The 26440-nt window shown below is 64.9% G+C and carries 20 protein-coding genes, 1 tRNA gene and 1 pseudogene; 10 read left to right on the top strand and 12 right to left on the bottom strand.

The features are described 5' to 3' along the window. The first annotated feature begins 16 nt into the window (after nt 1–16). Both HX613_RS10250 and HX613_RS10255 read left to right on the top strand, forming a co-directional pair. A complete protein-coding gene (locus tag HX613_RS10250) occupies nt 17–1666 on the top strand; it encodes a thiamine pyrophosphate-dependent enzyme (RefSeq protein ID WP_235345233.1) in 1650 nt (549 codons plus the stop codon). Nucleotides 1667–1717: 51 nt separating this feature from the next. Then, nucleotides 1718–3010, top strand: a complete 1293-nt coding sequence (locus HX613_RS10255) for a M20 family metallo-hydrolase (RefSeq protein ID WP_235345234.1) — start codon at nt 1718–1720, stop codon at nt 3008–3010. A gap of 34 nt (nt 3011–3044) precedes the next feature. Here the strand turns inward: HX613_RS10255 and HX613_RS10260 are convergent, their stop codons facing one another. After that, nucleotides 3045–3614 (bottom strand): hypothetical protein, encoded by a 570-nt coding sequence (locus HX613_RS10260; RefSeq protein WP_235345235.1) that lies wholly within the window; start codon nt 3612–3614, stop codon nt 3045–3047. Between the two features lie 255 nt (nt 3615–3869). Between HX613_RS10260 and HX613_RS10265 the strand changes: the two genes are divergently transcribed. Next, nucleotides 3870–4697, top strand: coding sequence for an aminoglycoside adenylyltransferase domain-containing protein (locus HX613_RS10265; protein WP_235345236.1), 828 nt, complete (start codon nt 3870–3872; stop codon nt 4695–4697). Here HX613_RS10265 and HX613_RS10270 read toward each other — a convergent pair. The 7 genes from HX613_RS10270 to HX613_RS10300 all read right to left on the bottom strand — a co-directional run bounded on the left by HX613_RS10270 (nt 4690) and on the right by HX613_RS10300 (nt 13122). After that, nucleotides 4690–5298 carry a hypothetical protein gene (locus HX613_RS10270; protein ID WP_235345237.1) on the bottom strand — a complete coding sequence of 203 codons (609 nt, stop codon included), beginning with the start codon at nt 5296–5298 and terminating at the stop codon, nt 4690–4692. The genes HX613_RS10265 and HX613_RS10270 overlap by 8 nt on opposite strands. Nucleotides 5299–5632: 334 nt before the next feature. Further along, entirely contained in the window at nt 5633–7453 is a 1821-nt protein-coding gene (selB, locus tag HX613_RS10275) for a selenocysteine-specific translation elongation factor (RefSeq protein ID WP_235345238.1), read from the bottom strand. A gap of 1 nt (nt 7454) precedes the next feature. After that, complete coding sequence (gene selA, locus HX613_RS10280; protein WP_235345381.1) at nt 7455–8873, bottom strand: L-seryl-tRNA(Sec) selenium transferase; 1419 nt, start codon at nt 8871–8873, stop codon at nt 7455–7457. A gap of 78 nt (nt 8874–8951) precedes the next feature. Then, nucleotides 8952–9046 (bottom strand) — tRNA-Sec (locus HX613_RS10285). A 95-nt stretch (nt 9047–9141) separates the two neighbouring features. Continuing rightward, nucleotides 9142–9927, bottom strand: coding sequence for a ferritin-like domain-containing protein (locus HX613_RS10290; protein WP_235345239.1), 786 nt, complete (start codon nt 9925–9927; stop codon nt 9142–9144). Continuing rightward, entirely contained in the window at nt 9917–10876 is a 960-nt protein-coding gene (locus tag HX613_RS10295) for a hypothetical protein (RefSeq protein WP_235345240.1), read from the bottom strand. Before HX613_RS10295 ends, HX613_RS10290 begins: the two co-directional genes overlap by 11 nt. Beyond that, on the bottom strand, nt 10870–13122 hold the full coding sequence (locus HX613_RS10300) for an SDR family oxidoreductase (protein ID WP_235345241.1): 2253 nt from the start codon (nt 13120–13122) through the stop codon (nt 10870–10872). Before HX613_RS10300 ends, HX613_RS10295 begins: the two co-directional genes overlap by 7 nt. A gap of 117 nt (nt 13123–13239) precedes the next feature. Between HX613_RS10300 and HX613_RS10305 the strand changes: the two genes are divergently transcribed. From HX613_RS10305 to selD, 7 genes are all read left to right on the top strand, one after another. Continuing rightward, nucleotides 13240–14076, top strand: coding sequence for an SDR family NAD(P)-dependent oxidoreductase (locus HX613_RS10305; protein WP_235345242.1), 837 nt, complete (start codon nt 13240–13242; stop codon nt 14074–14076). Between the two features lie 103 nt (nt 14077–14179). Beyond that, nucleotides 14180–15007: a lysophospholipid acyltransferase family protein gene (locus HX613_RS10310; protein ID WP_235345243.1), complete on the top strand. Its 828-nt coding sequence runs from the start codon at nt 14180–14182 to the stop codon at nt 15005–15007. A 14-nt stretch (nt 15008–15021) separates the two neighbouring features. Then, nucleotides 15022–16725: an FAD-binding oxidoreductase gene (locus HX613_RS10315; RefSeq protein WP_235345244.1), complete on the top strand. Its 1704-nt coding sequence runs from the start codon at nt 15022–15024 to the stop codon at nt 16723–16725. 162 nt (nt 16726–16887) lie between these two features. Continuing rightward, nucleotides 16888–17496, top strand: coding sequence for a class I SAM-dependent methyltransferase (locus HX613_RS10320; RefSeq protein WP_235345245.1), 609 nt, complete (start codon nt 16888–16890; stop codon nt 17494–17496). A 99-nt stretch (nt 17497–17595) separates the two neighbouring features. Beyond that, entirely contained in the window at nt 17596–18231 is a 636-nt protein-coding gene (locus tag HX613_RS10325) for a hypothetical protein (RefSeq protein WP_235345246.1), read from the top strand. Continuing rightward, nucleotides 18215–18811: a TetR/AcrR family transcriptional regulator gene (locus HX613_RS10330; RefSeq protein WP_235345247.1), complete on the top strand. Its 597-nt coding sequence runs from the start codon at nt 18215–18217 to the stop codon at nt 18809–18811. The genes HX613_RS10325 and HX613_RS10330 overlap by 17 nt, the downstream gene beginning before the upstream one ends. Nucleotides 18812–18909: 98 nt before the next feature. Further along, a complete protein-coding gene (gene selD, locus HX613_RS10335) occupies nt 18910–19896 on the top strand; it encodes a selenide, water dikinase SelD (protein WP_235345248.1) in 987 nt (328 codons plus the stop codon). A gap of 173 nt (nt 19897–20069) precedes the next feature. Here the strand turns inward: selD and HX613_RS10340 are convergent, their stop codons facing one another. The 4 genes and pseudogenes from HX613_RS10340 to fdnG all read right to left on the bottom strand — a co-directional run. Beyond that, nucleotides 20070–20300: a hypothetical protein gene (locus HX613_RS10340; RefSeq protein ID WP_235345249.1), complete on the bottom strand. Its 231-nt coding sequence runs from the start codon at nt 20298–20300 to the stop codon at nt 20070–20072. 160 nt (nt 20301–20460) lie between these two features. Continuing rightward, entirely contained in the window at nt 20461–21672 is a 1212-nt protein-coding gene (nrfD, locus tag HX613_RS10345; protein WP_235345250.1) for an NrfD/PsrC family molybdoenzyme membrane anchor subunit, read from the bottom strand. Further along, nucleotides 21669–22817: a 4Fe-4S dicluster domain-containing protein gene (locus tag HX613_RS10350; RefSeq protein WP_235345251.1), complete on the bottom strand. Its 1149-nt coding sequence runs from the start codon at nt 22815–22817 to the stop codon at nt 21669–21671. The genes nrfD and HX613_RS10350 overlap by 4 nt, the downstream gene beginning before the upstream one ends. Before the next feature lie 416 nt (nt 22818–23233). Next, a pseudogene (gene fdnG / locus HX613_RS10355) lies at nt 23234–26401 on the bottom strand (formate dehydrogenase-N subunit alpha); the annotation flags it as partial. Between the last annotated feature and the right edge of the window lie 39 nt (nt 26402–26440).

Here is a 26440-nt window from a genome sequence, read left to right on the forward strand (position 1 = left end):
GAAAGGGCCCACACGCATGTCCCGCTCGGCCGGTCACCTCATCGTCAACTCCCTGGAGAACGCCGGAATCGAGCGGATCTACGCGGTCCCCGGCGAAAGCTACCTCGACGTCCTCGACGGACTCTACGACTCTCCCATCGAGACCGTCGTGTGCCGGCAGGAGGGCGGCGCAGGGTTCATGGCTCTGTCCGAATCACGGCTGACGGGGCGACCCGGAATCGCCATGGTCACCCGTGGTCCGGGTGCCGCGAACGCGATGATCTCCGTGCACACCGCCTACCAGGACGCCACCGCGCTCGTCCTCTTCGTCGGACTCGTGCCCATCGCGGACCGGGCCCGGGAATCGTTCCAGGAATTCAGCCTGGCTGAATGGTTCTCCTCCACCGCGAAGAAGGTCATCATCGTCGACGACGAGCACCGTGCCGGTGACCTCACTGCCGATGCCCTGCGCATCGCCGCATCCGGTCGCCCCGGCCCCGTCGTCGTGGGTCTGCCCGAGGACGTCCTTGTCCGCCTGACCGACTCACCAGCAACGACACCCGCTCCGATCGCCGAACCTCAGCCCTCGGCCACCGACCTCGAATCGCTCAGCGCCCGCTTGGCCGCCGCGCAGAAACCGGCGTTCGTCCTCGGTGGGGACGGGTGGCACGAAGGCCACGGCCGCGCACTGCTCGACCTGGCCGCCTCGGCGGGAATCCCGGTCTTCTGCGATTGGCGCGCCTACGACGCCGTCCCCCACACCGGACCCGCGTGGGCCGGATGGTTGGGGTATGGCCGCACCGAGGCGGTCGCAGCCGGATACGGTGATGCCGACCTCCTCGTCTTCGTCGGCGCCACCCGATCCGATGTCGCCAGCGACGGCTACACCCGCGGTTTCGACGCGGAGACTGTCATCGTGGGGCTCGACCCGGAGGCAACCCAGCATGCCGGGCGCATCGACCAGCAGATCCTGGCCTCCCCACGCAGCTTCGTCACGGCTCTGAGCTCGATCGATGCCTCAGACCTGCGCGGAGAACGCGCCGATGCGTGGATGGAGTCGCGTTCAGCCGTGCAGTCCCAGGTCGCCGAGCACAGGCCCGACGCCGAGGTTGCCGGTGCTCGTCCTGGGGTCGATCTCGGGGTTGCGTTCGGGATCCTCGACGACCGCCTCGGCGGCTCTGCGGTTCTGACATACGGAGCCGGCAATGCCACGATCTGGGGCCACAGGTTCATCCGGCACCTTGAGCCGGCGAGCCTCGTGGGCGCCCGCAACGGAGCCATGGGCCTTGCCGTTCCCGGTGCGGTCGCTGCCTCGCTCGTCTTCCCAGAGCGTCGCGCGGTCGCGATCTGCGGTGACGGTGACTTCCTCATGAACGGGCAGGAGCTGGCCACGGCCTTCGCTCATGGGGCGAAGCCGCTGGTCATCGTCGTCGACAACGGCGTGTACGGCACAATCGTCGCGCACCAGGTCAACCACTATCCCGGGCGCCCCTCGGGCACCCGCATGGTCAACCCCGACTTCGCAGTGTGGATGTCCTCATTCGGCGGGCACGGCGAACGGGTCGAGCGGACCGAGGACTTCGAGGCCGCGCTCGACCGAGCCCTGGCTGCAGACGGTCCGGCGCTCGTCCATGTCCTCATCGACTCCGAGCTCATGCCCCCGGCCGCCGACGAGATCTCGGTCTGACGATTCCCCGGCCATCCACGACAGTCCCCACAATCCCGCAAAGGACAAACCATGACGCAGACTCCCCACTCGCAGACTCCAACTTCCTCACCAGCGACGACGCAGACCGACCGGGACGACGACTTCCTCGCCGACTGGTCGGTGCATTCGCGCTTCGGAGCCGTCGAGGGCACGAACGGTGTGGATCGTCAGGCGGCGAGCGCGGCCGACGGTGAGCAGCGCAGATGGTTCGCCGAGCTGCTGGAAAAGCACGGCTTCAGCGTGCACCGGGATGCGATCGGCAATCAGTTCGGTCTGCTCGAACTCGTTCCCGGCGCCCCGTATGTCCTCACCGGATCGCACATGGATTCGCAGCCGACCGCCGGCCGCTTCGACGGGGCGTATGGCGTCATGTCCTCGGCCCACGCCTGCTTCGCCGTCGCCGACGAACTTCGCGCCGACCCTACAAGGGCCAAGTACAACCTCGCCGTCATCAACTGGTTCAACGAAGAGGGATCGCGCTTCAAACCGTCGATGATGGGCAGCAATGTCTTCACCGGCAAGGCCGAGCTCGAGGCGGCACTGGCCACCACCGACCCTCATGGTGTCACCGTCGCCGAGGCGCTCGATGCGATCGGTGAGCGGGGCGACTTCACCGCGCCGGAGATCGCAGCCTATGCCGAAATCCATGTCCAGCAGGGCCGCAGCATGGAGGAGGACGGAGTCACGATCGGCCTCGTCAACGCCACGTGGGCTGCTCATAAGTTCGAGTTCCGCGTCACCGGCGAGCAGGCCCACAGCGGTTCGACGCTGATGAGCGATCGTCGCGATGCACTGCTGGGTGCCGCCCGCCTCGTCGTCGCTGCGCGTGAACTCGTCGACGAATTCGAACCCGGGGCGCTGCACACGGCGTGCGGTGAGCTCAACGTCTACCCCAACTCCCCGGTCGTCGTCGCCAGTGAGGTCGGCCTGCTGCTCGACCTGCGCTCCCCCAGCGCCGAGGTGATCGCCGCCGCCCACGAGTCCCTCATGTCCACGGTCGCCCAGGTCCGCGAAGAGGTCGGTGTCGAGATCGAGATCGTCGCCGAACACAGCTGGGATCAGAACCCGTACTCCGAGGACGGGGTCGAGCTGGCACGGTCAGCGGCCGAGGACCTGGGACTCACCTCGGCGCGGGTGATGACCGTGGCCGGACACGACTCGACGAACATGAAGGACACCGTGCCCACGGTGATGCTCTTCGTGCCCAGCGTCGGCGGCGTCTCGCACAGCCTGCAGGAGTTCACGAAGGACGGGGACCTCGTGTCCGGCCTGCATCACCTCACCGAGGTGGTGCGACGGCTGGCCGCTGGCGCGCTGGGGTGAGCTGAGCTCGCAGCGGCCGGGACACATAGGTGCGTCAATTGACGGGCTCGACGTCCTGGTTCTCGTCGACGAGCTCTTCGGCCAGCGTCTCCCACTTGTCATAGGCGTCGGGATGCCCTGAGCCCTGGACCGCCTGGGCCGCGGCACCGGGATCCATCGTCTCCCACCCCGCGATGTGTAGCAGCCCCGGGTTCGAGCACTCAGGATTGACTCCGTAGAAGGACTTCGAGGCGTACACCGCATCGGTGATCTGCTCGTGGGTCCCCCAACCGTATGACGGCCGCTGTTGGAACAGTCCGGCAGAGTCTTTGTCGCCGCTGTCGAGATTCCGCAGACTCGATTCCTGCAGCGCGGTCATGACTGCGATCTTCTGCGCCTGCGCCGAGAGATCAGAGCCCTTGCCGACGGCGATGATGGTGCGAGCATTGTCGATCTTCTCCTGCGAGAGCTGACTGGTGTCCTGGGGCCTGGCGCCTTCACCGCCATCAGGGGCCTTGCTCGTAGGAGGAAGGGTCTCCGCAGGCACTGCGGTCGCCGCGGACGCGCCGCTGGCGAGGAGGCCTGCGGAAAGTGCTGTCACCGCTAATGCTCGTGCAAGTTTCATCGGTTCTGATTCTCCTGAAATCGGCTCAATAGAGCAATGGGCATTGTGTTGAGCGGTAGGTCCGCGCACAATATCCTCACTCGAGAAACACACGGCCCTCTGAAAACTCGCCCCCGCTCCAGCCTCTCGAAGAGACAATGTCGCCTGCAACGAACACGGAGCCAACGGCTGTTGAATTGTGCTGGTCCCGCGGCGTGTCGAAGCCGCACTGCGGTCGACGCACTGCGGCCGAGGCCGAGGCAGTACTCTTGGCCCATGGACTCGACCCTGCCTGAGGAAGCTGCTCACTCAGTCGAGTCCTATCTGCGAGTCGCCGACCGACTGCTGCCGGGTGCGGTCACCGCATGCGCAGTCGGTGGGTCCATCGCCCTTGATGCCTACCGACCGGGCCGCAGCGATATCGATGTCATCGCTGTCCTCAGCGATGAGTGGAAAGACCACCGCAGCCTCATGGTCCGCTTGAGGTTTCTGCATCTCTCTCAGGTGCCCCGTCTGACCGTCCGTGCTGCACGCTGTATGGGGTTCAGCGCATGCTGCAACACCGTGTTCGTCTGGCAGTCCGAGATCACCCGTGCGGTGACCGAGATCCACCCGGTCGCGTCTCACGTAGGCGAGGTCTTCGACTCTCAGGGCGCGTTCGACGTCAATCCGGTGATCTGGAAGGAACTCGTCGACGGCGGCATCTCCGTCCGCGGCGGCCCGGTCTCGGATTGGAGTCTCGACTCCGAGCTGGGTGAACTCCGTAACTGGGTGGCGCGCAACGTCCGCGAGTATTGGGTTCCGCTTGCTGAAAGCGCCCGCAGAGGTCGACGCACCTTGTCAGCTGGAACTGTGGAGTGGTGCCTGCTGGGGCCGGCGCGAATGCACCACACCCTTCTGACCGGGGAGATCATCAGCAAGGAACGTGCCGGACGACACGCGCTCGAGGCTTTCCCTGACCACTCGGCGATCATCGAGGTTGCCCTCGCCCGGCTGCGAAGCGAGCCGCTTCCGACAACCCCACCTCGTGATCAGTGGCGTGCGCTGACTGCGTCGGCGATGAGGTCGATCATCGCCGACTCCCCAGCGAACGACCTCATTTGATGTCATCGACGTCCTGGTTGTCATCGACGAGCTGCGCGGCAACGGGTTCCCACTTCGCGTATTCGTCAGGGAAAGCCGAGGACTGCACGTCCTGCGCTGCCTGACCCGGGTCGATGTTCTCCCAGTTGTCGATCTGAGTCAGACCCGGATTGGGACTGTCGGGGTTGACTCCATAGAACGACTTCGAGGCGAAGACGGGATCCTCCACCTGCTCGGCCGATCCCCAGTTCATCGAGGGACGCTGCTGGAACGCTCCGACGGAGTCACGATCCCCGCCGTCGAGATTCTGCAGGCTCGACTCCTGCAGTGCGGTCATCACGGCGATCTTCTGGGCCTTCTTCGACAAGTCTGCGCCCTTACCGACGCCGATGATGGTGCGAGCATTGTCGATCTGCTCGGAGCTGAGCTCACCCGGATCGTCGATGCCCACGGCTGTGCCGTCGCCCTGGTCCTGGCCGGCGCCCCAGGCGTTCTCGCTCGACTGGTCGACGGCCCCTGAAATCGGACCTGCCGCGGCCGAGCTCGCCGCCCCCAAGGAGAGACCCCCTGCGATGACGGCAGCGGACAGTGCAGTCACCGCAAATTTGCGCACGCTTTTCATCTGTTCTCACTTTCGTGTTGGATCGGGCGAGCTGCCCGGACGGCGTCCTGATCGGATTCGGCACACATCTGCTTCCTGCTTTCGGCACAGGGATGTTCCGGTAATCGCCTCACACCACACTGTCGGACGCAGGAAGGCGGTTCAATGCCGAGACGCTCATAGGTGGCTTAGGTTCGCCGCAACGAATCGGAAGGGACTGGTGAGCATCAGCTCAGAATTCGCTGGATGCTCTGCGGCAGCATGCGGCGCCCGCACGCACCCGTGACCAGGGTCTCGGCCCGCCCATCGGGCCACGCGAAGGTGCGGGTCAGACTCCATTCAGGCGCGCGTCGCCCTACCTCACAACCTCGCGTGAAGTGTTGTCGATACGGCGGGTCCAACCGCGACCGTCGAGGTATTCGAGCAGGGGAATGACGACGCGCCGCGTGGTGCCCAGAGCCTTCCTGGCCGCACTCGTCGTGAACGGCTGGTCCAGTCCCGCAAGCAGCCGCATCGCCTGTGCCGGTGTCCGTGGTGACACAACCACACCGTCGCCGAGGCGCAGGAGCCGTCCCGCGGACTCGGCGACAGCAAGCTCCCGCACTCCCAGTCGGAGTTCTCGCAGGTCATCGGCCTCGGGAGCCGCAAAGGGATTGGCCGCCAAGCGTCGTTCCACCTCGGCGACGCTCGCCTCGGCCGGACCCAGACCAGCGGTGTGACCGGGCGGGCGGACCATGCCCTTGACCGTATCGAGGCCGGAGCGAGAGGCGATGGCAGCGACGAGGTCCTGACCGCCGCCGTCAGGCAATGGAGGGTCGACGCGGCGCAGCTCTTCGGCCAGTGCCTTCTCGGGAACACCAGCAGCCAGAGGCTCTGCCGCCAGCTTCGCTTTCACGATGGTCCCCGCGTCCTCGACCCACTTCTCGAGTGTCGGCCGGTGGGCGAGCCATCCTCCAGCGATCTCTTCAACGCCCTCAACGCCCTCGACGGCGTCGGGAATCGTCAATCCGAAACGCACAAGTCGGGCCCGTTCGACGGCTCCCCGGCGGGCCACCTCGGCGAGGATGTCTCCGGTCTCCGGACGATCGGTCAGCTCGAGGGCTCGCCTGGTGCCGGCACCTCGGCGGTTCAGTTCCGGTGGGTCGACGTCGAGGATCACGACTCCCGCGAAGACATTGCGGCTGCCGGGGCTGCGCAGCACGATCCGGTCCGTGACCTGCAGCGGCAGCGGACGCTCGAGTGTGAGGCGGGCGTGGTCGCCGTCGAAGGGCCTCATGTGCACCGGGACCGCTGCGGTACCGATGTGGAGCATGAGTCCGTGCACGCCCTCGTCGAGCAGCTGGCCCATGGTTCGGCGAACGTCGATGATCTCGACGATCGGCCATGCATCGTCGATGATGAGAGCGTCACCGCGGTGGATATCATCGGCTGTGACCTCGCGCAGATTCACGGCGACACGGGCACTGGGGGCGACCACCTCGGCGGAGGAGTTCCGGCTCTGCAGACCACGGACGGCCGTCACCTCGTCCGAGGTCTCCCCGACGAGGCGCAGGCGATCACCGGTGTGCAGCGTTCCGGCCGTGAGCGTGCCGGTGACCACGGTGCCGGCGCCCTTGATCGTGAAGGCGCGGTCGACCCACAGCCGCAGTCGGGCCTCGGAGTCGGGGGCAGGAGCCTCGGCGGTGACGGCATCGAGCGTCGCGACGAGTTCGTCGAGACCGTCCCCGGTGGTCGCGGAGACGGTGAGCACCGGAGCATCAGCCAGCGGTGTGCCCCGCAGTTCGGCTCTGATCTGAGCCTCTGTCGCTGCGAGCGACTCGGGGGCGAGGTCCGCGCGGGTGATGACGACGAGGCCGCGGGTGATGCCCAGCGCGGTGATCGCGTCCCGGTGGTCACTCGACTGGGCCTGCCACCCCTTGTCCGCTGCGACGACGAGGCACACGATGGGGGCCGGGCCGACGCCTGCGAGCATGTTCGCGAGGAACTTCTCATGCCCAGGAACGTCGACGAAAGCGAGCTCCCTCCCGGACGGCAGAGTGGTCCAGGCGAAGCCGAGGTCGATCGTCAGACCCCGTTTCCTCTCCTCTGCCCAGCGGTCCGGTTCCATGCCGGTCAGGGCGTTGACGAGGGTGGACTTCCCATGATCGACGTGGCCGGCGGTTGCGAGAACGTACATCTCAGTCATGGTTCGTGAGGTCCGGATCATCGCCGAAACCCGCACCTTGGTCGCCGAGGTGGTTCCGTGTGTTCCCACGAGCCCGGTTCACGGCCTCGCCGATTCGATCGTCATCGGCTTCGGGGACGCAGCGCAGATCGATGAGGCATCGTCCCTGGTGAACTCGAGCGACGACTGCCGGATCGCCGAGGCGCAGCGGGCGGGCGAGCTCCTCGGGCAGTTCGACGGCCCAGCCGGGAAGGGGAACGCCGGGGGCTCCCCCGCCGCCGACGCGCCCGTCGTGGGCGACAACAGTCCCGGAGACCAGGCCGGCCAGGCATTCGGAGCGTTCCCTGAGTCGATCGACGCCGATGTGCAGGGCCTGACGGACCGGATTCTCGGTGTTCGCGACCGTGGCCTCGATCGCGGCGAGTGTGAGTTTGTCGGTGCGCACCGCCCTGGCCAGGGGGTGCTTCGCGATGCGCTGCACGGCATCGCTGCGGCCGAGGATGAGTCCGGCCTGCGGGCCGCCGAGGAGTTTGTCGCCGCTGACGATGACGACATCGGCTCCGGCGGCGAGCGCACTGGCGATGTCAGGTTCGTCGGGCAGGCAGGAGTCAGGTTCGAAGAGTCCGCTGCCCAGATCGGCGATGAGTGGGAGGTCATGTTCGTCGGCGAGTTCACGCAGCGCAGCGATCTCGACGGAGGCGGTGAAGCCTTCGACTCGGAAATTGCTCGTGTGGACCTTGAGCAGACTCGCAGTCTGGCCGTTGATGGCCCGGGCGTAGTCGTCGAGATGGGTGCGGTTCGTCATGCCGACTTCCCGGATCCGAAAACCGGTCGTCGCCATGAGATCGGGCAGGCGGAAGCCAGCACCGATCTCGATGAGCTCCCCGCGACTGACGATGATCTCGCCTGCCACCGTCGCGTCGCTCGTACCGGCAGAACCGCCGTTTCCTGACATCTTGTCACCGCGCAGTGCAGTGACGGCGAGCAGCAGCGCCGCGGCACCGTTGTTGACGACCAGCGCGTCCTCGGCCCCCGGGCAGGCACGCAGAAGCGCCCGCTTCGCGCCAGTCCCTCGCTTGCTGCGCTTACCGGAGTCCAGATCCATCTCCACGTCGACATAGCCGGTCGCATTGGCCACGGCCCGCCGGGCTGCGGCAGACAGTGGGGCGCGGCCGAGGTTGGTGTGGACGATGATTCCGGTGGCGTTGAGCACCGGAGTCAGTGAGGAGGCCGAACGGGAACTCAGGTGTTCGATGACGGTGGGGACCACCTCGGCGACGGGGATCTCACCGGCGCGAGCGGCGGCCTGAGCTTCGAAGATGATCGCCCTGATCGTCGACTGGCTCAGTCTCTCACCTGCGGTGATGACCTCAGGGAGGGCGAGGAGATGATCGGTGCGCGGAATGCGGCGCCGAGGATCCGTGTCGGCCAAGACTGCGTTCTCCTTCACTGCGGTCGGGTCCTGCTGCGGACGCGAGCTCCGAGCTTACAGGTGCGGCGACGATGCTGGTGGCGGAGGCGGACGGGAATCGAACCCGCCAGACCGAGATACTCGGTCTCACCGGTTTTGAAGACCGGGGAGCCCACCAGGACTCGGACGCCTCCGGATCGAACTCTACCCGGTGGCCGCAGGGCACCGCGACGTGGACACGACGGCGTTCACGCAGCCGAAGACTCGTCTGCGGTGAACACCGAAAAGGTCATTCGATCCCCAGACCGGCGAAGGCGTTGCGGAAGATCCTCAGCTCACTTAGACCGGGCAGCTTCTGCACGCGCTTGTCCAACTTGTCGAGCTCATCCGTCTGGTCGCTGAACAGGTGCGTCATGACGTGCTTGACCTCGGCATCGTCCATCATCCCCGATCCCACCGGCTTCCACAGCTTCCCCAACGCCATCCGCACGAAGGACTGAGCACGAGAATTGCCTTCAAGTCTTTCGCGGGCCTGGGTTGTGTAGAAAGCGACGTGGCGGGTCTCCTGCTTGGCGATGCGCTCAAGCAGCGGTGAGAGCACAGGGTGGTCCTGCATCGCCGACATCCTCCGATATCCGGCCGTGGCCGAAAGCTCGTTCGCCGCACCCCAGGCCATGTGGACCGCAACGAAGTCCGTGCCCACCATGTTTGCGAGGATCGACTGCTTGGCAGGTCCGAGGGCGAGCTTCCAGCCCAAGCTCGCCCTTTTGGCTTTGACCTCGTCGTAGTCGACGTGGATTCCATGCTTCTCGAGCACGGCTGCCAGAGCCTCACCGTGCCAGAACTCCTCACGATTCCACATGGTCATGAACGCTGCAGTGGCATCTTCCCGATGTGAGGGAGTGACCAGGAGCTCACGGACGAAGCAGGTGGTGTGGTACTCGACGTCGCACATATAGCGCACGGAGCGAAGGGTGTCCCTGTCCAGAGGCATGTCGTCGAAGACGTCGAAGTCGAGGTCTGACCATGTCACCGCTTCCGAGGTCTCGGCATAGTTGTCGAAGTCAAACGCCATTTTCTCTCCTAGTCCTTGCGTCGGTTCTGCGGTTGGTTCCCAGCGCTGCCCGAATCTGATTCACCGATGGTTTCGAGGTCAGGGGCACGTATCGTCCGATATTCGCATCCGATTCGATGAGCCCTCTCCTATCGGCTCCTGCGGCGAAGATGCTCGTCAGTGCCCGGGCCTCATCAGGGTCCGGCACACCGACGACACGCAGCGGAGCCCAGGGCCGTGCGAGGTGGAGTCGGGCGGTGACGGCTTCGCGCCGCGAGCGGGTGATACGGGCGATAGCCTCGGTGCGGAAGAACCTGATGATCTCATCTCGCCTCTTCACGACTTCCGACAGCACGCTGGCGGCCTCGCCCTGCAGTCGCGGCAGCAGCGCATTCTCAGCCACCTGCAGAGCTCCTTCCTGGATAGCGAGTCGTGCCATGTGACCTGCGGTCAGCGGTTCCTTGACGATTCCGCCCACGACGGGAGCGAGGATCGGAAGCCCCCGCTCCACCCAGGAACCGCGCAGCCTCATTGTCAGCGTGGGTCGTGGTCGAGGGAGCGACGAGGTCGGAGCCGCTTCGAGAAGGTCGCGCAGCGCTCGCGCCAGCCAGTACCGCTCATATCCCCACGCGGTGATGAATGCCGTGATCCTGGCTTCGTTGGCTGTCCAGGACGCGAGTACGGCACGCGTTTCGGCCAGCGCAGAATTTTCGAGTCGCCACAGAAATGAGAGATCTCGAGCAGTGTCCTCGGCCAGATCGACCGAGTCGATAGTGACCGGGATGCGACCGCGGGCGCCAGCGAGGTACTCCGGGACGTCGAAGTCCGTGCGCAGGACGGTCGGATGCTCGGCCTGGGAGAACAGTCTGCCATCGACGTGGCCCGGGGGATGTTCCACGTCCGGCACACTCCCACCTCCGGGGCCTCGGTCAACGTCCGTCACATCGCGCATCGCATTGTTCGTCACCATTCGAGCACCTTCCATCGTTTCTTCAGGGCCAATCCGTAGAGTCCGAGATCCGGGGTGACGGCGACCGGGTAGCCGACGAGCTCGAGCCACGCCGCGTCGGCGAGTGAGTCGCCGTAGCCGGCCGACGTCGACAGGTCCGCACCGATCCCCTCAGAATACTTCTGCAGCCAGTTCGCGCGAGCCTCATCGACAAGAGGCGGAGTCGCGAGAAAGCCCGAGAGCACTCCATCGTCCGTGACATCCATGCGCGTCGCCACGACCTCGTCGAACAGATCCGCAAGCGGTTCGACGAGCACATCGAGAGCACCTGTGAGAAGCACTGTCCTGTGACCGGCTGCGCGATGCGATTCGATGAGCTCCTTGGCCTGCGGACGGATCGAATCCCGGATTCTCTGTCCCAGGCCGTCGGCGATGACCTTGCGCAGCTCGTCGAGGCGAAAGCCCCGGTAGCGACGATTGACCATGCGGATGAGTTCTGACCGATCCCGTGATTCCGCACGCAGCAGCCCGGGAACGATGCCGGCGATCTCCGCCATGGCAGCTGGCCAGCGGTAGACCGGTGTGGTCGCGCGGACTACGGAGACGTACTGTCCAACGATATTCGCCGAGATGACAGTCCCGTCGAGGTCGAAGACGGCCAATGCGTCAGGGGCGGAACGTATCGGTTCCGGGACACGGTGGTCTGTTTCGGGTTGGGCACGACTGCGCGTGTAGCTGCGGGTCAGTGCGGTGATTGCCGGCAGGTGGGTGTCTTTGAAATAGCGTTGCCAGTCGATCTCAGTGACGTCGAAGCCACGATCAGATGGATAGTCAGCCGGCAGCCGGGACTGCAATCGTCTCGTCGCTGTGTCGTCGAAGATCATCTCCGTCGTCGTGTACTGCCGATAGAGATCGGCGAACTTGTGCAGCGACTTCAGCCCGGAGTCGACACGGGCGAGACGGGAGGCCAGAGCTCGGGTGCGACGGGACGAAGGGAGCCTGTCGATGATTCGCCGACCGGCTCGGGTTCCGAGTTCCTTCAGCCGGATCTTCCCGTCGACGAGATCGGAGTTCGGGAACCTCCATTCGGGCACGTGAGTGGGCGCGCCTTCGCGATCGGGGATCGGACGATCGAGGAAGTACTCTCGAACCGTCCTGACCATCTGGTGGAAGGGCAAGGGGTTGCTCGTCCCTGAGACGACGTGATAGTAGGCAGCGCCCGATTCCTCTGAGCTCGAGCTGCCGTCCTGCGTACCGCCCTCATCGCGGTCGTCGGCGCCGAGGGTCGCCAGAGCGAGAATCACGTTGACAACGTGGTCGACGGGGATGATGTCAAGCACAGAATCAGCGTGCCCGGGGAATTCCGACAGTTTCCCGTTCGCGTAGGCCATGATGAGAGGGTCGGCAACTTTGAATCCGTCGATCCAGCCCGGGGCCGGCAGTCTGAGCGCCGATTCGATGATCGAGGGACGGACGAACGAGACCCGATGCCCTTTCTCGGCCCACTCCTCTTCGCCTACCCGTTCCGCCATGGCCTTGGTCAAGGTGTAGATATCGGTCCACCCGAGGGATTCGGCCCTCATGCGACCGAATTCGACAAGCCGATCTGAGACGTAGCTCTGTCTGGCGGCCTCTGCGGAGGCTGCGACCGCCTTGGGTCCGATCCGTGCGCTTTGTGTGCGAGCGGTGCGGATGAACCTGCGCAGTGACTCCGGGTCGCGGGATTCGGCTTCGACGCGTTCTCTCGCCAGTTGAGACGAGCGGAGCTCGGCCCGCCGGTCGACGTCGTGGTTGAGGCGCTGTTCCTGGGAGACGCCCTTCGAAATCCCTCTGACATAGGCGGTCGAGACATGGATGACGTGCGGATCCTGCTTCGACTCCTGCAGCGCATCGTAGAGTCGCTCGACTCCGCCGACGTTCGTGCGGAAAGCCTCGTCGATCGGGGCGTCGAACGACACGCTCGAAGCGGAATGGATGACAACGTCGTAGTGCTCGATCAGTGGCGGCAGGTCGACCATGTCCCCTTCGAGAACCTCGACCCGGCGGCTGAGCGCCTCTCGGACCGCTGCGATGCCGACCCGGTCAGTCCAAGCGGCGAAGACCGGTTTGCCGAGCAGCCGTTGTACACGGTCGCGTCCCGATTGCGCTCCACGTGCACGCACGAGGACGGTGATGGTGACATGCGGCAAGCTCTCGAGCATCGCCTGAAGAAGAGCTTGGCCGAGGAACCCCGTGGCACCGGTCAGGAGGAAGCGGCTCGGTTTCATTGTGCGGCCTATCGGTTCGAGTGACGAGTTTCTGGTTGATCATGCGTCCCGACTTCGCGGAACGAGAATGATTCGACGCCGTCCGGCTTTTGGATTGGATCCATGTATCGTAACCGTATGAATGTGGCTCTTATCACTGGCGGAAGCTCTGGAATCGGCGCTGCCTTCGCCCGCGCCTTCGCCCGTCGGGGTCTTGATCTGGTGCTCGTCGCCCGAGATCGCTCAAACCTCGACACCTTTGCCGAGCAGATCCGCGGCGAGTTCGGTGTAGGGGTCGAGGCCATTGTCGCCGACCTCTCTGACCGACACGACCAGGCGCTGGTGGCTGCGCGGGTCGAGGACCCGGGCGCCGAACCCACAATCGACGTCGTCGTCAACAACGCCGGGTTCTCGGTGCGCGCGAGTCTGCTGGAGAAGGAACTCGAGGAGCACGATCGAGGCTTCGAAGTGATGCAGCGAGCCGTGCTCGTCATCGGCGGCGCCGCAGCACGGGCAATGGCCCGACACAGGCGAGGATGGATCATCAATGTCTGCTCGGTGAGCTCGGGCCTCACACAGAACAATTACACGGCCATCAAGGCATGGACGCAGAACTACTCCGAGGCACTGTCACTACAGACAGCAGGAATGGGAGTGAACGTCACCGCACTCGTGCCCGGTTGGGTGCGCACTGAGTTCCATGCTCGTGCGGGCATCGCCGGATCGTCGATTCCCGACTTCCTGTGGCTGGACCCGGACCTGCTCGTGGAAGAGTGCCTCAAAGACGTCGCCCGGGGGAAGACCATCAGCGTCCCCGGGCTGCGGTGGAAGATCATCGTGGCGGCGCTGCGAGCCGCCCCTCGCCCGGCCGTTCATCGTCTCTCCTCGCTGCTCACCTCCCGACGGAACGGCGAGGTCCTCGCGGATGGGCCCGGCGATGGATCCGGTGCCAAGGGTGGATCCACGACCTCCTGACTCACGAGCTCGACTCGCCCTCCGGTCGCCTTCGACACCTGGCCGTAAAATTTTCATCACCGATCTCCCATCCGAAACGGGCGTCGGCTCCGAATAGCCGTCGATGAACGCAAAAAACCTCCACCCACAGGTGACGAAGAAGTACCGCTCGGGCCTCCGCGCGTCCCTGCGCTTCGTGCTTCAACGTGTCCTGTTCCGCGGTGTGCTGCGCTCCACCATCAGCCCCTCGGTGAGGCTCGATCCCAGCGTACGTGCGCTCAACGGCGGGTACCTGCTCGTCGCCAATCACACCTCTCACCTGGACGCGCCGATCATCGCGCAGAGCATGCCGCGGAAGCAGGCACGATTCCTGGCCACCGGAGTCGCCCACGACTACTTCTTCACCGTCTGGTACCGAAGGCTCTTTGTGCGATGGCTCTTCAACGCCTTCCCGGTCCATCGCGGCGGTTCGCACGGCAGTTCGAACACTCCTCGCGCACTGCTGCGCGCCGGAGTGCCCGTCCTGCTCTTCCCCGAGGGCGGGCGACAGACCGATGGCGTCGTCGCTGACTTCAAGGTCGGCGCGATCCGACTCGCCGCCGACGCTGCGGTTCCGATCGTGCCGACTGCGATAATCGGAGGCTTCGAAGCCATGCCCAAGGGCAGCGGTTGGCCGCGGCCGGGCCGACCTCCCGTCCGTGTGGTCTTCGGCGAAGCACTCACTCCCGAGTCCGGCGAGTCACTCGCCTCGCTGACTTCTCGGGTGCAGACCCGCGTCGCGAATCTCTATGCTGCCGGCGCCACCGACATCGGCGTTCCCAGTACCCACCGCCGAGGCGACGACTCATCTGCCCGCGCGGACGGTTCCGGTCCACCTCGATCAGATCAACGACACGACGGACGCTCTGTCACCGACGGACGCAATGTCACCGATGAAGGGATGAAGAATTGAACACGCCTCTGAGAGTGGACGACGTCAGGCGACATCGCTGGTGGGGATGGGGCGCCGAGGGCGTTGAATTCGTCTGGGAGACCAAACCGGACTTCGCGGAGATCGCCAAGGAGAAGGTCGGTCTCGATCTGTGGAACGCGCCGCGACCGGGCACCCCGAACCTCAGCGATCACGAGGTACCGGAAACGCGCGTTGCGTCGAGCCTCGTCGAGGCACTGACCGCTGCCGTGGGTCCTGACAACGTCAGCGTCGACGACGAGCTGCGAGTCATCCACTCCTTCGGCCGCTCCCTGCCCGATCTCTATCGCGTGCGGAACGAAAGGATGACCCGCCTCGTCGATGTTGTCGTCCATCCCGGCTGCGAAGAGGAGATCGCCGCTGTACTCGATCTCGTCCTCGACCACGATCTCGTGCTCATCCCCTATGGCGGCGGCTCGTGCATCTCCGGTTCCGTCACGCCGGATCCGAGCGAAGAGCGCCCCATCATCTCGCTCAATCTTGGTCGGATGAGGAGAGTCATCGACGTCGACGAGCAATCGGGCCTCGCCCGCGTCGAAGCCGGAGCCTACGGGCCCGACCTCGAGGAACAGCTCAATCTTCGGGGCTGGACGATGGGCCATTTCCCGGACTCATTCAGCTATTCGACGCTCGGAGGCTGGGCCGCCACCCGCTCGTCCGGGATGCAGTCGGACAGATACGGCGATATCGAAGACATCGTACGCGGACTGCGCATGATCCATCCGCGCGGAGTCCTGATCAGCAAGCCCATTCCGGGCCGTGATTCGGGGCCATCAGTCCATGAGATGGCTCTGGGCAGCGAAGGCCGCCTCGGAGTCATCTCAGAGTGTACGGTTCAGGTCCATCGCAACCCCGAGGTCCGCGAGGTCGTCGGCTACCTCTACCGTGATTGGGCGCATGGGGTCGAGAGCATGCACGACATCGCTCGCTCGGAGGTCACCCCCAGCTTCACCCGCCTCTCGGACGGTCCGGAGACGCGATTCAGTCTTGCCATGGTCTCCCAGGCGACGACTGCGAAGGCGAAGGCGACTGCTCGTGTCCAGGATGCCCTGTTCGCCTATCTGCGCGCGAAGGGATGGGACACAACGGAGGGAATGTGCCTGTCCTATGTCTGCTTCGAAGGATCGAAGGCGACCGTCGCGCGCGAACGGGCCGAGGTGAAGAAGATCGTCAAACGGCACGGTGGGATCGACCTTGGAACCGGCCCCGGAGCAGTCTACGACCAGAAGAAATTCGATACCCCATATCTGCGTGACTTCCTCCTCAATTACAAGGTCTTCGGTGATGTGTGCGAGACAGGGGTGACCTGGGCGAATCTCAAGAACGTCCATGCGCGGGTCAATGAGCGGTTTCGGCTGATCCGGAGTCAGCAGGACGGCCCGGGCTTCATGTTCTGCCACATGTCTCACAGCTACCATGCAGGAGCCTGCCTGTACTTCACCTTCGCCGTGCCCTATGCCCGCGAGGACACGGCACTCAGGGAATACCAGACAGTCAAGGATGCCGTGCAACAGGAGTTCATCGACTCCGGCGGCGGGCTCTCCCACCATCACGCGGTGGGCACCGAGCACCGACCGTGGATCGTCGACGACATCACGGAGCCCGGGGCCTTCATGGTCGATTCGCTGTTCCGCGCAACCGACCCGGGCAGGAACCTCAACCCGGGTAAGATCCTCGGCGAGTTCAATTCGACGCGGTAATTGATCGGAGTGGTCCTGCGAAGTGCGGCAGTGTCACCACATCAGCGGTGACACCACTACTCGATCAGCTCTTGTCACCATGTCTAGCGGCGAAATACACTTTGCCGATGATCACCACCCCCGCCGAGGTTGTCGATGCCGGCTCCCACGACTGGGCACAGCATGTCTGATTTCGCATGGGATCCTGACACCTATCTCGAAGTCATGGCCGAGGAGATCCCCGACTACCCGCGTCTGCAGCAGGAACTGGTCGCGGCCGTCGTCGAGGTCGTCCCGCAGACGATCCTCGACCTCGGGGTGGGCAGCGGACTGACGGCACGACGGGTCGCCGAGGCGCTTCCGCAGACTCATATTCTCGGCATCGACGAGAGCGAGGAGATGCTGATCGGGGCGTCTCGCGTCCTCGCCCCGGATCGCACGACGCTGGCTTACGGGCGACTTCAGGATCCGCTGCCGGAGGGCCCCTTCGACCTCGTCATGTCGACACTTGCCGTGCACCACCTCGACGGCGCGGGCAAGGCCGATCTGTTCTCGCGGATCGAACAAGTCCTTGTTCCTGGCGGCCGGTTCGTTCTCGCAGATCTCGTCGTTCCGCCCGATCCGGCTGATGTGATCACTCCGATCGACGGGGTCATCGACACCCCCAGTCCGCTGGCCGAACAACTCGAGTGGCTGAGCGAGGCAGGGCTGACACCCCGCGTGACCTGGCAGCATCGGGATCTTGCGGTGGTCGCCGCAGACAAGATTGGACAAAGACACCGACGGGACTGAGCACACTTCCGGTCAGTCTCCCTCGGATGACCCGCTTCCTTGACACGCTTCCAATACACTCGTATGGTGCATACAATACGAACGTATTGGGGAGTGGTTGTGTTCCGTATTCTCGAGCTCGTGGGCCTGCTTGCACCGGCGGCAGGAGTCGTTCTGCTTGTCATCTATCGACGCCGAGCCACCGTCGGCGCCGGATGGGGAATTGCTGGCTGTGTCGTGGCGCTGCTCGCGTCTGGGGTCGGTATTGCTGATACGCGCCTGGCTGCGATCGGGAGTCTTGGAGGAGCCACTTTCGTTGAGCAGCTTCACGGGTGGACACTCGGACGGTTCGGTCTGCTCACGCTCGCTGTGGCTCTGCTGCTCATCGGAGCAGCAGCGGGACGCAAGCAGACTGCTCACAGTACTTCCTACGGTGTCGGCTCAGCCAGGCCCACGGCAAGCAGAACAGTGACGATGCTGGTGATCACCGGGTTGGCACTGTCCACCATCGGCATCGTCATGCAGTTCGTGCCGATCGACCTCGGCAACGACCATGAAGGACTGACCGAGATCATCGGTTTGCTGATGGAGACGGTGGAATTCGCCCTTATAGGAGCGGGGGTGCTTGCTCTAAGTTTTGCCATCGTCACCGACAGACCGCGTTCCGATTCCCTGCCCGATCCTGACGACTGGCTCAAGCGTTCAGCTCTCGGGGTCCATCGCCTGTATCGTCAGTTCCATGAACGACGCGGATGAGCACAGCGGTCCGATCATCAGCGAGTCCGCCCAACACCTGATTGATACGATGATCGATCTCGTCTCCGAAGGAGGATTCGAGGCACTCAGCGTGCGGACAGTGGCGACTCGAACCGGGGTATCGATCGGCGCGGTACAACATCACTTCCCCACTAAGTCACAGATGCTCGTCGGTGCCATGAGGGAGATCTCACGGCGCGAAATCAAGAGATTCGAGCGGGCGACCGCCGACAAGAACCCCACCTCTCGGCGTAATGCTCTGCTCGACATGCTCTTGCCCTCGAACCCCGATGACCCGGCGGCTCGAGTCTGGCTCCAACTCTCCGCCCGAGCAAGCGTGGACCCTGCGGTCAAGGAGATAAACTCCGCCATGTGGGGCCGCCTGCGGTCCGAGCTGGCCGATGCACTGCGTCCGCAGATCGCTCAACCTGAGGAAGCGATGCTTCGGGCGACCGAACTGCTGGCATTGTGCGACGGTCTCGCAGTGGCAATCCTCGCCGAGGAAGGAGCGGTCACCTCCACAACCGCTCGCACAATCGTGGAAGGCCATATTGCAGGACTGTTGCCGTCCGCGAACTGACGCGTGGTCTGCCGTCTCTGTGAGGCCTCCGACGAGGAGGAGAATATCGCCGAGGTGGCCCGTAGAACCGAGCGTGACCTCGGTGTTAGTCTCGCGGTATGACTGCGACTCGGGAACGTCTGACCTCATTCGCCCACGGCGGAGGCTGTGCCTGCAAGATCCCGCCCGGCGAGCTCGAAGAGGCGGTCAAGGGCCTGACCGGCCAGTGTGGTGCCGATGTCCTCGTCGGCCTCGACGACGGTGACGATGCCTCTGCCGTCCGGGTCCGCGACGACCTCGCGGTGCTCTCGACCGCTGACTTCTTCACCCCTGTCGTCGACGATGCCTACGACTGGGGTCGGATAGCCGCGGCGAACGCCCTGTCCGACATCTACGCGATGGGCGGGACGCCGATCACGGCGATCAACCTCGTCGGCTGGCCGCGCGAGAAGCTGCCGATGGAACTGCTCACCGAGGTCCTTCGCGGAGGCCTCGACGTCGCCGCGCAGGCGAAGTGCCCCGTCGCCGGTGGCCATTCGATCGACGATCCCGAACCGAAGTACGGTATGGCCGTGACCGGTATCGCCCATCCCGATGAGCTCATGCGCAATGACGCCGCCGAGGCGGGCCTGCCCTTGACATTGACGAAGCCCATCGGTGTGGGCATCCTCAACAACCGACACAAGCAGACCGGCGAATACTTCGCCGAGGCCGTGGCCACAATGACCTCGCTCAACGACGAAGCGGCACGTGCGGCACTGGCCGCAGGCGTGCGCGCAGCCACCGATGTCACTGGCTTCGGACTGCTCGGCCACCTGTTCAAGATGTGCCGTGCTTCAGGCGTCGGTGCGGTCATCGACGCGGCTGCTGTTCCCCGCCTCGGCGGAGTCGATGAGTCGATCGCGGACGGGTACGTCTCCGGCGGTACTCGCCGCAACCTCGACTGGGTGCGTCCCAGCCTCACCGCCGACGACTCAGTGAGCGAGGATGACCTGCTCCTCCTCGCTGACGCACAGACCTCTGGCGGACTGCTCGTCGTCGGTGAGATTCCAGGTCAGCCGATCATCGGGGAGATCGTCGTCGGCTCGGGCGTCCACGTGCGGTGACCCGTTGGGCACCCCTCACCGTTAGCGCCATAAGCACCCTGTGCAACAGGTGGTTTAGTCACTGGCAGGGCGGGGTGCGCGGGTACCTGTATGCCGTGACGGCAAGGGTAGGAGATGGGGGCTGCGGGCACGGCGCACCTTCAAATCGTGGCAGACCCCTCCACTTCTTCCGCTCAGGAGGGCGTGACGTCCTCATCGCGGAAGCGCCGGAATCCGCTGGTGAAGAGCCAATAGAAGACTCCGGTCAAAAGCGCGCCGAGGATAACCTCCCACCAGCCAAATGAGCCGTGGCCCCAGCCGATCAGGTGCATGATGTACCGGACGACGGGGACGAGTACAGTCACGACCGCAGCTTCTTTGAGGCTGCGCCGGTCGTTGAGCAGCTCCTTGAATGCGTCCTTCATAGACCTCTCACGTTACTGCACATGCTGTATTTTGCAATACGCATTGCCGAAAGTCCTGAGCATTCCTCACCGGTGATGACACAACACACCGTTGCGCCAGGTGGTGGCGCGGCTCCAGGTGAGGGGTTCCATCCACTGACTCCGGCAGTCCGCGAAGAGCCTACACCCCGGTCGTGATCGAGTCGCCTGTGATGCCGCGGGCTCGGCGCTCTTCGAGGCGAGCGCGCTGCGGTTCGACGACGTGGCGCGGATCCTTCGTCGAGTCGATTCCAGCTTCGAGGACCCCGAAGCGCGTGTACGCCGAGGCGGCTGCGAGTGCTGTACCGGACACGACCGAAAGCGCACGCAGCGCTGTTCGAGTCTTCCAACCCGCACCCTTCCCAAGCTTCTTCGCGAACACCCTGGCACCCACCTCCGCGACGGCTGTTCCGATCGCACCGGCGATGAGCAGCTTCTCCGCCCGGTGGAGCTTGTGGCCGGGTTCGCCCTCTTCGAGTGGTTCCACCTCGGCGGGGTGCATGCCCTTCTTCATCCGATCCATCGTGATCGCCTCGCCGGCGGCACCGACCAGCGCGAGCAGGCGCGCCGGCCCGGTCTCCCGCACGGGAGCCAGAGCCATCGCAGTGCCTCCGGCGGCCACGGCAGCCGAGGACACGAAGACGTAGGAGAGACCGTTGCGGCCAGCGGCGTTCCAGGTGGGGACCGCGGTGTCGCCGAGGAGCGCTCCGGTGTACGCGGCCAGAGGAGTGGCGAAGAGTGCCGACTCGAGCGCGGCAGGAGTCTCGAAAGCATGCAGAACACGACGCAGCGGACCCAGCGGAAGCCGCAGACCGGTCAGCCGGTCGACCTCGATCGCGGCAAGTACTCCCGAGCCGACGCCGAATCCGGACAGGATCCAGGTGCCCAGGCTCATGGGCGAGCTGACTTTGAACACGCGCATCATGTTGAGGAAGCGTTCGGGCCGGCCGAGGTCGGCCACGAGTGCCGCTCCCCCGACACCGGTTGCGGTGATCGCCGTCAGCCTGGTGGCGATGCGCAGCCCCGGGCGGTCGCTGAACTGGGCGCCGAGCCCAAGCAGCGAAGAGCCTCCGGCGAGTCCGCCGAGGAACAGGTAGAGCGCGATCTCATCGCCCCATGGTGGAGCCTTGACGATCGGCCTGCCGTAGTAGGAGGAGAATTCGACATCCTCGACCATCGGCATCTCACGGTTGCCGTCGGCCCCACGGTTCTTCCAACCCTGACCGCCACCGCGGCCACCACCAGGTCCACCAGAGCCGCCGCGGCCACCACCGGGGCGACCACCTCGGCGACGCTTCTTCCGTCCGCGATCCAGCTCAGGTGGGCGGTAGGAATCGTATTCGGATGTGCTCAACGCCGGCTCCCGAGAAACGCGAGTCCGGTGGCAGCGACCATGCCGAGTGCGGCCATACCCGCCTTGGCATACATCTGGGGCAGGTCCTTCGTCGGCACCCGCGGATCCGGCGGCAGACCATAGACCTCTGGCTCGTCGAGGATGAGGAAGACAGATCCGGTTCCGCCGACGCCGTCGTTCGGGTTGGCGCCGTAGAGACGGGCCTCGGTCATGCCCTTCGCGTGGAGGTCGGCGACGCGGGTGTGGGCCTTGTCGACCATGTCCTCGTGGTCGCCGAACTTGATCGACTCGGTCGGGCAGGTCTGCGCACAGGCCGGTTCTTGGCCATCGACGAGGCGGTCGTAGCAGAGCGTGCACTTGTTCGCCGTGTTCTTGTCCGGCACGTCCATATCCGCGGCCTTGCGGTCGTCGCGGTCGGTGGGCGTGTTGATCGTGCCGTCGTCGCGGCGTTCGATGACGCCGAAGGGGCAGCCAGCCACGCAGGTGCCGCAGCCGTTGCAGACATCGTTCTGCACGACGACGGTGTCGAATTCCGTGCGAAAGAGCGCTCCGGTGGGGCACACGTCGAGGCAGCCGGCGTGGGTGCAGTGCTTGCACACGTCCGAGGACATCAGCCAGCGGAAGTCCGCGGTGTCCGGCGGCGTCGTGTCGAGTTTGGCGATGTCCTCCGGGTCGCTCGGGTTCAGGGCTCCGGGTGCCAGCAGGTCGATGCCCATCGGCGGTGTCGACGGCAGACCGCCACCCGAGGCACCGGCCCCATTTGACCCGGACTCTGCGGCACCGAGGGCTCCGTCCAAAGGCTGCCCACCCGCGGACTCGTTCGAACGGGGACGGATCGTCGGCATGCCGAGGTTGACGAGTTTCCGTCCAGATTCACGGGCGGCTTCGATCCGCTCGGAGTCCTGTTCGATGAAGGCCACGTGTCGCCACGTGTTGGCGCCAAGGCTGCCCGTGTTGTCGTACGAGGAGCCGAGGAGTTCGAAGGTCCCGTCCTGCGGGTTGTTGTTCCACTCCTTGCAGGCGACCTCGCAGGCCTTGCAGCCTATGCAGATCGACGTATCGGTGAAGAACCCTTTGCGCTCGTGCGCGGAACCGTGCCAGTGCCCGTCCGCAACGGCGTCGTTCTCGACAGTCGAAGTCGACATCAGTCCTCCTCCTCGTTTCCTCTATTGTCCACGGTTGTCGAGTCAGCAGCCTCGTCGCCTCGGCCGCTGAAGCCACGTGCACCCTCGCCGAGGTTACCCTTCTGAGCGCTGTCCGCATCCTTGCCGATGTAGCCACGGTCCGGATCCCCGTCGGTCGGATCCCCGTCGTCCGCGCGGTTCGCGTCAACGGTCTCAGTCGGGTTCTGGTCCACGCTGTCAGTGGGATTCTGGTCCACGCTGTCAGTGGGTCGGAGATCGACACGACCCGAGCGATCGTCGGCACTGTCGGTCGCTTCGTCTCCGAAGGTGCGCCCAGGGGTGACACCGACGGCCGAATCTCCGCCGCGATGCGGATGTCCACCCTTGCTGGCAGCGGAGTCCGCGGCCAAGGACTCGGCCACGACATCCTCGGAGACGGTGACGAGCTGGTTGCCCGATTCGGGGCTCAGTCCCGCCTCGCGCTGGTACTTCTCGACGAAGTCGACGAGTTCGGGACCGCGCGGACGCCTGCCCGGCATGATCGTTCCGGCCACGTACTTGCTGTTCTGGATGAACACGTTGGGATCCATCGTGACACCCAGCAGGTCGTTCGCGGAGTCGCCTTCGACGGTGGCGTCCCCGCCGACGCCCCAGTGATAGGGCAGGCCGATCTGGTGGATGGTCTTCCCGCCGATCGTCAACGGCGTCATCCTCTTAGTCACGAGCACGCGGGCCTCGATGGCAGCCCGTGGGGAGACCAGAGTCGCCCAGCCGTAGGGCTCAAGACCCACCTCGGCGGCGAGCTCCGGTGAGATCTCGCAGAACATCTCGGGCTGCAGTTCTGACAGGTACGGCAGCCACCGGGACATGCCACCGGCGGTGTGGTGTTCTGTCAGGCGGTAGGTCGTGAACACGTAGGGGTAAATCTCGGTGCCGGGATTGCCGGCTCCTGGCGCGGACAGGTTGTCCTCACGGCGCATGACCAGGCGCGTCGGTGAGCTCTGCTGATCGTAGAGCGGATTGTCAACCGTCGATTCCTGCGGTTCGTAGTGTGTGGGCATCGGTCCGTCGACCATGCCGCTGGGCGCGAACAGCCACCCCTTGCCGTCGGCCTGCATGATGAACGGATCATCGCCGTCGAGGTTGGCGGGACCGCCGTGGGCCTGATCCGATCGGGCCGAGGGTGCTCGGTCGATCGGGAAGTCGGGCACATCCTTGCCCGTCCACTTGCCGGACTCCTCGTCCCACCAGACGAATTTCTTTCGCTCCGACCAAGGTGTGCCATCCGGTGCTGCCGAGGCACGGTTGTAGAGGATGCGCCGGTTCGCCGGCCACGCCCAGGCCCATTCGGCGGCGGTCTCGTCCTGTTCAGCGCGGGGTTTGCGCCGGGCGGCCATGTTCTGCCCGCCTGCGTAGATGCCCGCGTAGATCCAGCAGCCACCGGCGGTGGTGCCGTCGTCGGTCATCTGGTTGAAGTTGTCGAGCGGCTGCCCGTCCTTCTCTCCGCCGACGTGGTAGCCGTTGATCTCGGCCAGCACCGATTCGGGGTCGACCTCGCCCTCCTCGTCGACCGGGTAGTCCCAGGTCATGTCGAGGAGCGGACGGTCGCGAGGATCCTCGGAGTCCTTCAGCTTCTCGCGCACTCGCTTACCGAGTTCGAAGAAGAAGTCGAGTTCGCTCTGTGCGTCGCCGGGCGGGTTGACGGCCTTGTGCCGCCACTGCACGAGGCGCTGCGTCTGCGTGAAGGTGCCGGCCTTCTCCGTGTGGTTGGCGGCGGGCATGAAGAACATCTCGGTCTCGATGTCCTCGGTCTTGAGCTCACCGCTGGCGATCTCCGGACCGTCCTTCCACCAGGTGGCGGACTCGATGAGCCGGAAGTCGCGGACCACCATCCACTTCAGGTGGCTCATCGCCATGCGCTGCATCCGACCGTTGGCTGATCCCACGGCCGGGTTCTGACCCAACAGGAAGTAGCCGTCGACACCGTCATTGAGCATACGGACCTGGGTCTGATAGGTGCCGTGGGCGCCGTTGATCTTCGGCAGATAGTCGTAGGCGAAGTTGTTCTCCTTCGTCGCCGCATCGCCCCACCAAGCCTTGAGCAGGTTGGTGGCGTAGCTGCGCCCGTTGGCCCAATAGCCCTTGTGGGTCTCCGGGGTACCGACGGCGGCGACGTAGTCGTCGAAGGTCTCGTGGACTCCGGCACTTGGCATAGGCAGGTAGCCGGGCAGCAGATTGAACAGGGTCGGGATGTCGGTCGAGCCCTGGATCGTGGCGTGCCCGCGCAGTGCCATGATGCCGCCGCCGGGTCGGCCCATATTGCCCAGCAGGAGTTGGAGGATCGAGGCGGTGCGGATGAACTGCGCGCCCAGGGAGTGCTGGGTCCAACCCACCGCGTAGGCGAAGCAGGTCGTGCGTTCGCGCCCGGAGTTCTGGGTCACGGACTCGACCAGATATTCGAAGTCGGCGGGTTTGATGCCGCAGTTCTCGGCCACCATCTCGGGCGTGTACCGGGAGTAGTGACGCTTGAGAATCTGGAACACCGACCTGGGGTCGCTCAGGCTCTCATCCCTGACCGCACGACCTGCTTCGTCGGTCTGGTAGGACCAGGTCGAGTTGTCGTAGGAGTTCGTGTCCGGGTCGAATCCGGAGAACAGACCGTCCAGGTCCTCCGTGTCCTGATAGTTCTCGCTGATGAGGTTCGCGGCGTTCGTGTACGCACGCACGTACTCGTCGAAGTGCAGACCTTCGGTCAGGACACGGTTGATGAGCGCACCGAGTAGGACGATGTCGGAGCCGGCCCGGATCGGGACGTGCTTATCGGCAATCGCGGTGGTGCGCGTGAAACGAGGATCGACGTGGATGACACGTGCACCGCGGGCCTTGGCCTCGGTCACCCATTGGAAGCCCACTGGATGGCACTCGGCCATATTGGATCCCTGGATGATGATGCAGTCGGCATTCGCCATATCCTGGACGGGTTGTGTGGCGCCGCCTCGCCCAAACGAGGTTCCCAAACTGGGAACCGTGGCGGAGTGTCAAATACGCGCCTGGTTCTCGATCTGTATCGCGCCCGCCGCGGTGTAGAGCTTCTTCGCGAGGTAGTTCTCCTCGTTGTCGATGGTCGCGCCGCCGAGGCTGGCGATCCCCATCGTGCGACGCAGAGGGTGGCCCTTGTCGTCGAAGTCCTCCCAGTGTTTGCGGCGGGCTTCGATGAAGCGGTCGGCGACCATGTCGATGGCGGTGCCCAGATCGAGCTTCTGCCAGTCCTTGGCTCGTGGTGCTCGGTAGAGGACGTCGGTGATGCGTCCGTTGGCGTTGACCAGCTGCTCGCTGGCCGCGCCCTTGGGGCAGAGACGTCCGCGGGAGATCGGTGAGTCCGGGTCGCCTTCGATCTGGATGACCTTGTCATCCTTGACGAAGACCTTCTGACCACAGCCGACGGCGCAGTACGGGCAGACCGACTGCACAACCCTGTCCGCGGTGGCATTGCGTGAGGTGGTGTCGCGCGTCTTCTGGGACACCACTGATTCGCCGCGCCCCGACGCATCGGAGGATCGCAGCTGCCGGATCACCGGCCACTCGAGAGGACTGAACCGAGCCATGGCTCAACCCTAGCCCTTCTCGGTGGCCGATGGTGACCA

This window comes from Brevibacterium sp. UCMA 11754, from assembly GCF_021532275.1.
In the GTDB taxonomy this organism is placed as follows: Bacteria; Actinomycetota; Actinomycetes; order Actinomycetales; family Brevibacteriaceae; genus Brevibacterium.